General features: G+C 68.1%; 6 protein-coding genes. 1 reads left to right on the top strand and 5 read right to left on the bottom strand.

Annotation, left to right across the window (positions count from 1 at the left end; genetic code table 11):
* Window positions 1-319 precede the first annotated feature (319 nt).
* From AB839_RS12875 to AB839_RS12855, 5 genes are all read right to left on the bottom strand, one after another.
* Window positions 320-724: a VOC family protein gene (locus tag AB839_RS12875; RefSeq protein ID WP_061479670.1), complete on the bottom strand. Its 405-nt coding sequence runs from the start codon at window positions 722-724 to the stop codon at window positions 320-322.
* Window positions 721-1,791: a serine hydrolase domain-containing protein gene (locus AB839_RS12870; protein WP_061479669.1), complete on the bottom strand. Its 1,071-nt coding sequence runs from the start codon at window positions 1,789-1,791 to the stop codon at window positions 721-723. The genes AB839_RS12875 and AB839_RS12870 overlap by 4 nt, the downstream gene beginning before the upstream one ends.
* Window positions 1,792-1,807: 16 nt before the next feature.
* Window positions 1,808-3,748, bottom strand: a complete 1,941-nt coding sequence (locus AB839_RS12865) for a DUF885 family protein (RefSeq protein WP_061479668.1) — start codon at window positions 3,746-3,748, stop codon at window positions 1,808-1,810.
* A 94-nt stretch (window positions 3,749-3,842) separates the two neighbouring features.
* Window positions 3,843-4,631, bottom strand: a complete 789-nt coding sequence (locus AB839_RS12860; protein ID WP_061479667.1) for a queuosine precursor transporter — start codon at window positions 4,629-4,631, stop codon at window positions 3,843-3,845.
* Window positions 4,628-5,311 carry a DUF502 domain-containing protein gene (locus AB839_RS12855; protein ID WP_061479666.1) on the bottom strand — a complete coding sequence of 228 codons (684 nt, stop codon included), beginning with the start codon at window positions 5,309-5,311 and terminating at the stop codon, window positions 4,628-4,630. Before AB839_RS12855 ends, AB839_RS12860 begins: the two co-directional genes overlap by 4 nt.
* Before the next feature lie 76 nt (window positions 5,312-5,387).
* On the opposite strand from AB839_RS12855, the gene AB839_RS12850 reads away from it, so the two are divergent.
* Window positions 5,388-6,704, top strand: a complete 1,317-nt coding sequence (locus tag AB839_RS12850; RefSeq protein ID WP_061479665.1) for a hypothetical protein — start codon at window positions 5,388-5,390, stop codon at window positions 6,702-6,704.
* Window positions 6,705-6,751 lie beyond the last annotated feature (47 nt).

The raw sequence follows: 6,751 nt of genomic DNA, 5'->3' as shown, positions 1-6,751 counted from the left end.
CTCCGGGGCCCGGCCCAGCCGCTGGCGGCTGTGCGTTCGGGCGCTTGCGAAGCAGTGCTTCGCAAGCAAAGCGCCCTCACCCATGTAAGCTCGGTCGCCGCTTGCTCGTGTGCGCAATCCTGCGCACACGGCAAGACCGGGGTTGGGCGTCCTGCCCAACCCGCCCGAGGCATGCCTCGGGCCCATGCGGCTCACGCCCCCGCAAACGGACCCGCCCCGCCTTCGACAGGTTCCGTGTGCTGTTGGTAGGTGTCGACCTTGGTCGACACGGTAGATCCACGCCATGCGTGGATGAGGCGTCCGGTGGCGGCAATGGGCCTCAACCGACTTCGTACAGCTCCAGCGGCAGGCCGTCAGGGTCAGCGAAGAAGGTGAAGCGGCGGCCGGTATATTCGTCCACGCGGATCGGTTCGCAGTCCACGCCGTGGCTGGCCAGGCGTTCGATGAACGGCTCCAGCGTGGCCACCCGGAACGCGAGGTGGCGCAGGCCCTGGGCCTCCGGGCGGCTGGGGCGGGGCGGTGGCGAGGGGAACGAGAACAGTTCCAGCTGTCCGCCGTCGGGCAGGGCCAGGTCCAGTTTCCAGGAATCGCGCGCAGCGCGGTGGTTCTCGGCCAGTACGCGCAGGCCGAGGATGCGGACGTAGAAGTCTTTTGAACACGCATAATCGCTGCAGATCAGTGCCGCGTGGTGGATGCCCAGCAGGGCGTCGGAACCAGTGTTCATTGCAGGGTGTCCAGCCAGCGCTGGGCGATCTTCAGTGCCAGCGGATAGGGTTCGGGGGCGTTGCGGTTGGTCAGCACGATCACGGTCAGGTGCTTTTCCGGGTGTCGCACGATCACATTGCGGAAGCCGATGCTTTCGCCACTGTGCCATTGCACCGGGCCGTTCAGGCGCCAGCCGAAGCCGTAGTGCGGCACATCCGGTTCGGATGTCGATGTGGCCGGGCTGAACATCGCGCGGCGCGAGGCCTTCGACAGCAGGCGGTCGTCGTACAGCGCCGCATCCCAGCGGGCGAGATCGTCCAGCGAAGAGTAGATCCCGCCATCGCCGAGCACGGCACTGGTGGCGCTCTGGTCGGTGCGCTGCCAGCGGCCATCGATCCAGCTGTAGCCATAGGCGCGTGCGGCGATGGTATCGATGCCGTCCTGATGGGCCACGGTGTGGACCATGCCCAGTGGACGGAAGAGGCGCTGCTGCAGGAAGGCTGCGAAATCCTGGCCGGATGCGCGGCCGACGATCAGTGCCAGCAGTGCATAGCCGCTGTTGCTGTAGCGGTACTGCGTGCCGGGTGCGAAATTCAGGCGGTCCTCGTGCGACAACAGGGCCAGCACGTCGGCGTCATGCACCTGCCGAGTATCAGCCGGATCCATCAGGTCTTCGTAGTCGAGCAGGCCGCCGGTGTGCGAGAGCAGCTGGCGGATCGTGATGGCCGCGGCAGCTGGTGGCAGTTCGGGCAGCCACTGCCGGGCGGGTTGATCCAGCCCAAGCCGGCCATCCTCCACCAGCAGCAGCACCGCCGCAGCGGTGAACTGCTTGCTGACCGAGGCCAGCCGGAAGTTGCTGGCCGGGGTGACCGCGGTGCCGTCCTCCACCACCGCCAGGCCGTAGCCGCGGCGGAACACCGCGTGCCCGTCGTGCAGCACCAGGACTGCAGCACCGGGTACCTGGCCGTCGTAGGCCTGCATCAGCCCGTCGATGCCCGCATCCGGTGGCGTCAGCACCGGTGCGGCGATACCCGTTGAGGGCAGCAGGCCCAGCACGACGGCGAACAGGGCGACGGCAGGGCGCATGGTGGCTCCGGAGGGGTCAAGGTGAAGGCGTGGGCGTAGTGTTGGCCGGCTGAACCATCCAGCGTTCCATCTTGCGGTCAAGCACGTCCAGCGGCATCGAGCCGTCCTTCAGCAGTTCGGCGTGGAAGCGGCGCAGGTCGAAGGCGGCGCCCTGGCGTGCCTTGGCCTTGTCGCGCAGGGCAACGATGGTGGTCAGGCCGGCGACGTTCGACAGCGCCTGGCCGGGCTGGGCCATGATCCGCTCGACTTCGGCACTGGCGTCGTCGCTGCTCATGTCCACGGTCTTCTGCAGGTAGGTGACAGCCTGCTGCTTGCTCCAGCCCTGTGCATTGACGCCGGTGTCGGCCACCACGCGGGCGGCGCGCAGCAGGCGCGAGTACAGGTAGCCGATGCGGTCGTAGGGATCGGTGTAGATGCCCAGGTCCTCGCCCAGCGTTTCGGCGTACAGGCCCCAGCCTTCGACAAAGGCGAGATCGCCACCGAGGCGGCGGAAGCGCGGCAGCTTGGCCAGCTCCTGCTGCAGGCCCAGCTGCACGTGGTGGCCCGGGATCGCTTCATGCAGGTACTGCACCGGCACGTTCCAGCGCTTGCGGCTGGGCAGGTCGCGGGTGTTGATGTACAGCACGCCCGGTTGACCGGCCGCCGACGGCTGATAGGCGGCAGCGGCGGCGGTCAGTGCACGTTCCGGTTCCACCGCACGGACTTCCAGCGGTGCCTGCGGCAAGGTATCCAGCACCTGCGGCAGGCGTGCGCTGACCTGCTGCTGCACCTGGCGGTAGCGGTTGATCAGCGCGTTGGCGTCGCCGTACTGGAACTGGCGGTCGTTGCGCATGCTGCGCAGCAGCTTGGTCGGAGAGCCGCGCAGCTTGGCGTCCTTCATCACCGTGGCGATCTGCGCCTGCAGTTCCTGCACGCGCTGTTCGCCCAGCGCATGCAGTTGTGCGGCGGTCTGGTCGCTGGCGGTGGTCTGCACGATCAGGTTGGCGTACCAGGCCTGGCCATCGGGCAATGCGCCCAGGCCGCTGCTGGTGCGTGTGGCCGGCAGGTATTCGGTGGCGATGAAGCCGCGCAGGGCGCGGTAGGCCGGCATGATGCGCAGCTCGATCATGCGCTTGTATTCGGCGCTGATGCGCGCCTTGTCCTCAGCCGGGATGGTGTTCGGCATGGTGCGGATCGGCGACCAGAAAATGCTTTCCTCGGCGGTCGGCTTGATCACCGCGTCCAGCTGCGGCAGCACTTTTTCCATCAGGTCGCGTGGTTGCACCACGCCGGCCTTCATGCCCTGGCGCATGTTGTCGATGGCCTGGTCGAACAGCTCGGGAATGCCCAGCGAACGGCGCGACCAGGTGTCGTAGTCCTGCACGGTGTTGAATGGCTGCGCGCCCGCACCGGAGCCGAGGATCGCCATGATGCTGCCGATGTTGTAGTACTGGCTGATCGGCATCATCCAGCTCGGGTAGCGCTCGGCGGCCAGTGATGCGCGCGCGTCGCGCACGAAGATCTCGTAGCTGAGCAGGTCCTGGCCCTGCAGGCCGTCACTGCCGAGCTTCTCGACCTTGCCCAGCCATTGCGTGGTGAAGTCGTGCGACTGCTGGCGCCAGGCGGCGGACAGGATGTTGGGCAGCTGGTCGTTGTAGCGGGCCTCGCCCTGGAAGGTGGCCTGCAGCGGGTTCAACCGCATCGAGGCATCCCAGTACTCGTCGTACAGGCGCTCCAGCTGCACCTGCTTGGGTACGGCCCGGGCCGGCGCGACCGGGCGCGGCGCGGCGCGGCGCGCCGAGCTGCCACGCGCCGGCGCGGTGGCGCGGGCGGGCCTGGCCTTGGGCTTGGCAGCCTGGCGGGTCTGCGCGGCGGCAGGGCGGCTGGCCTTTTTCTTCGCTGCTTCGGCCGACGGTACGGCACTGAACAGGAACAACGCGGCAATGGCGGCGGCCAGGGCGCGGGTGCGATGCGGCATCAGGAGCTTCCGTGGAACACAGACCGTGGAGCTTGCACGATCCGGCCGCGTACGGCCAGCGTGAAGGCGCAGTCAGCTTGCCGTCGCTGGGGCTTCAGTCAGCCGCGGCCGCGGCGCGCAGCGCGGCGGCCCTGTCTGCGCCCAGGTAGCGGGTGATCGCACGCCGCATCAGGTACAGCAGTGGAATCAAGGCAACCGCAAAGCCCATCTTGTAGATGTAGTTGACGCTGCTGACGGCCAGGAACAGTGAGGTCGGCCAGTGCTGCGGGCCGAGCACGAAGGCGATCCAGATCACTACGAAGCTGTCCACCACCTGGGAGATCGCGGTGGATCCGGTCGCACGCAGCCACACGTGGCGCTCGCCGGTGGCTTGGCGGATGCGGTGGAACACGGCCACGTCGATCAGCTGGCCGAGCAGGAAGGCCACCAGCGAACCGGCGATGGTCCACATGCCCTGGCCGAACACCGCTGCGAATGCCGCCTGGTAGTCCGGCACGCCGTGGCCGTCCATCGAGGTGACCCACCAGCTGGCCGGCGCCAGCGAGATCGCTGCGAAGGCGAACAGGAAGCCATAGGCGATCAGCACCACGGCCAACCATGAGATGAAGCGCACGCCGCGCTTGCCGAAAAACTCGTTGATCGTGTCGGTCATGATGAACACCACCGGCCACAGCAGGGTACCGGCGGTGAAGCTGAGCGAACCGGTCTGGCCAAACAGGTTCCAGTTCAGCGGATCGATGCCGAGGGTGTCTTCCAGCGCGAAGATCTTCACCCCGATCAGTTCGGCCAGCACGGCGTTGCCGCAGAAGAACGCGGCCAGCACGATGAACAGCAGGACCGCGCGGTCCTGCAGCGGGCGCTCGATTGGCGCCGCGGTGGTCATTGGCTGCGTTCGCCTGCGCGCGTGAACGGAACGCTGGACGGTGCGACGGCACCGCCGGAAATGATGAAGCTCATGGCCTGGTCGACGGTCCAGTCGGTCGGGGTCAGCAGCTCCACCGGCACGATCTCCAGGTAACCCGAGGTCGGGTTCGGCGTGGTTGGCACGTACACCGCGGCCAGTTCACGGTCGGTGCCCTGTTCCTTGATCACGCGGGTGACCAGCCCGACCGACTTCATGTCGCGGTGCGGGAAATCGATCAGCACCACGCGCTGGGTGCTGCCCGGCTCGGTCTGCAGCATGTCCAGCAGCTTCTTGGCGCTGTCGTAGATGATGCTGGCCAGCGGAATGCGCTTGATCACCGCGCCGACCCAGCGCAGCAGGCGCTGGCCGAGCACGCGGCGGCTGGCCACGCCCACCGCCAGGATCACCAGCAGGGTGGCCATCAGGGCGATGGTGTTCTGGATCCACTCGGCACGGACCCAGCCGAGGTAATGCGGGAAGCTTGTCGCGATCTGCTCGGAAAGCGGCACCACCAATGGGCTGGAAATGCCCGACAGCAGCACGAACACGAACTTGACCACGACCCAGGTCAGCCAGATCGGCAGCAGGGTCAGCAGGCCGGTCAGGAACAGGCGCTGCAGGGAGGGGCGGGGGACCAGGGCGGGGGCTTCGAGCGACATGCGCGCATTGTAGCGGCCACAGCCGGTCGATTACGCTGGGGGATCGACTGCGGCAGCGATGCATGGAAGGGAAGCTGTGTTGAAGATTCTGCGCGGACTGGGCTGGGCCCTGGCAGGACTGCTGGTGCTGGCCATCGTGGTGTGGTGTGCCTCGCGCATGTGGCCGGTGCCGGAATCACGGCTGCAGGCCCAGCAGCGGTTGCAGGCCCGCCTGCCCGCTGATGGCCGCAACGGCTTTGCGCTGCTGTGGACACTCGCGTTCGACGATCTCGACCCGGGCCAGCGCGATCAGGCGCTGGCCCGGGACGTACAGCGCTGGGAGGCGGATCCGCGCGGCAAGGGCGGCGCCCGTCCGCAGCTGGCAGAGGACCACGTCGAGCTGCAATCACGGCCTTCGGCCAGCTGCGGACCGACCGCCAGTGACTGCCTCGCCCAGGTGCGCGCGGACCCGCAGCGCTTCGTCGATGCCCACGCTGGCCACCAGCAGCTGCATGCGCGCCTGGACCAGCTGGCCGATGCGGATCACTTCGTGTCGCCGTTCCGGCCCAAAGGGGAAGGCATCCTGGTGCCGATGCCGACCTATGGTTTGGTGATCGATGCCACCAGCGCACGCGCGCTGGCCTATGTGCAGGGTGATATCGACGGTGCGCTGCGTGGCAGTTGCCGCGGGCTGCAGCTGGGCCGCCGGCTGGTGACGGGCGGCAGCTACCTGGTGGAGAGCATCATCGGTGCCAGCCTGGTGCAGGCCAATGCCCAGCTGCTGGCCGACATGCTGGTCGAACTGCCAGCCGAGCAGCCGCTGCCAGCGGAATGCGAGCAGGCGATGAAGCCGATGCGGGCCGCCGAACAGAGCCTGTGCCGTGCGATGCAGGGCGAGTATGCGATGAGCAGGGCTGCGATCGAAACCTCGGCGCAGGAGTTCGGTGGTGTGCTGGTCCTCGATCGCCGCAGCACCCTGGCGCGTGTGGCGGGCAACCTGGGCTGGGCCTGTGGCGCGGCGGCGATGACCGCGCTGGCGGCGGATCGCCCGCTGCCGGTGCCGGCACCGCCGCAGCATGACTTCGGCTGCCTGTCGAACGTCATGGGGTGCGTGCTGGCCGATATCGCGGGCCCGGCCTATCCGGCCTATTCGTCACGGCCCCAGGATGCTGCCGCGATGGTGCGGCTGATCGGTGCGCAACGCTGGCTGCGACAGCAGGCCGAGGACCCTGTGGATGCGCTGAAGCGCTTGCCTGCCCAATTCCGCTCGCAGGTGCGCACACCGCAGTTGTCGGCCGATGGCCGCCGGCTGCAGGTAGCGCGGCGCTCAGCGCCGCGCAGCACCGACGAGAGCCCATGGTTGTCGGTACCGATGGTGGTGGGGGACGCCCCGGCCGCCGCCGCGCGCGACTGAGCAGCGGCGGCCAGTGCGCGCTGTCCTCGTCATCCTCGCGGCCGCCT

Source organism: Stenotrophomonas sp. DDT-1 (assembly GCF_001580555.1).
Lineage (GTDB): Bacteria > Pseudomonadota > Gammaproteobacteria > Xanthomonadales > Xanthomonadaceae > Stenotrophomonas > Stenotrophomonas sepilia.
The sequence above is the reverse complement of the archived record's forward strand: the minus strand, read 5'-3'. Positions and strand labels throughout refer to the sequence as shown.

Bases quoted from the DNA above. Each gene is read 5' to 3' on its own strand.
- AB839_RS12855 (WP_061479666.1), bottom strand. From the start codon at position 5,311: ATGTCGCTCGAAGCCCCCGCCCTGGTCCCCCGCCCCTCCCTGCAGCGC.
- AB839_RS12860 (WP_061479667.1), bottom strand. From the start codon at position 4,631: ATGACCACCGCGGCGCCAATCGAGCGCCCGCTGCAGGACCGCGCGGTC.
- AB839_RS12875 (WP_061479670.1), bottom strand. From the start codon at position 724: ATGAACACTGGTTCCGACGCCCTGCTGGGCATCCACCACGCGGCACTG.
- AB839_RS12865 (WP_061479668.1), bottom strand. From the start codon at position 3,748: ATGCCGCATCGCACCCGCGCCCTGGCCGCCGCCATTGCCGCGTTGTTC.
- AB839_RS12870 (WP_061479669.1), bottom strand. From the start codon at position 1,791: ATGCGCCCTGCCGTCGCCCTGTTCGCCGTCGTGCTGGGCCTGCTGCCC.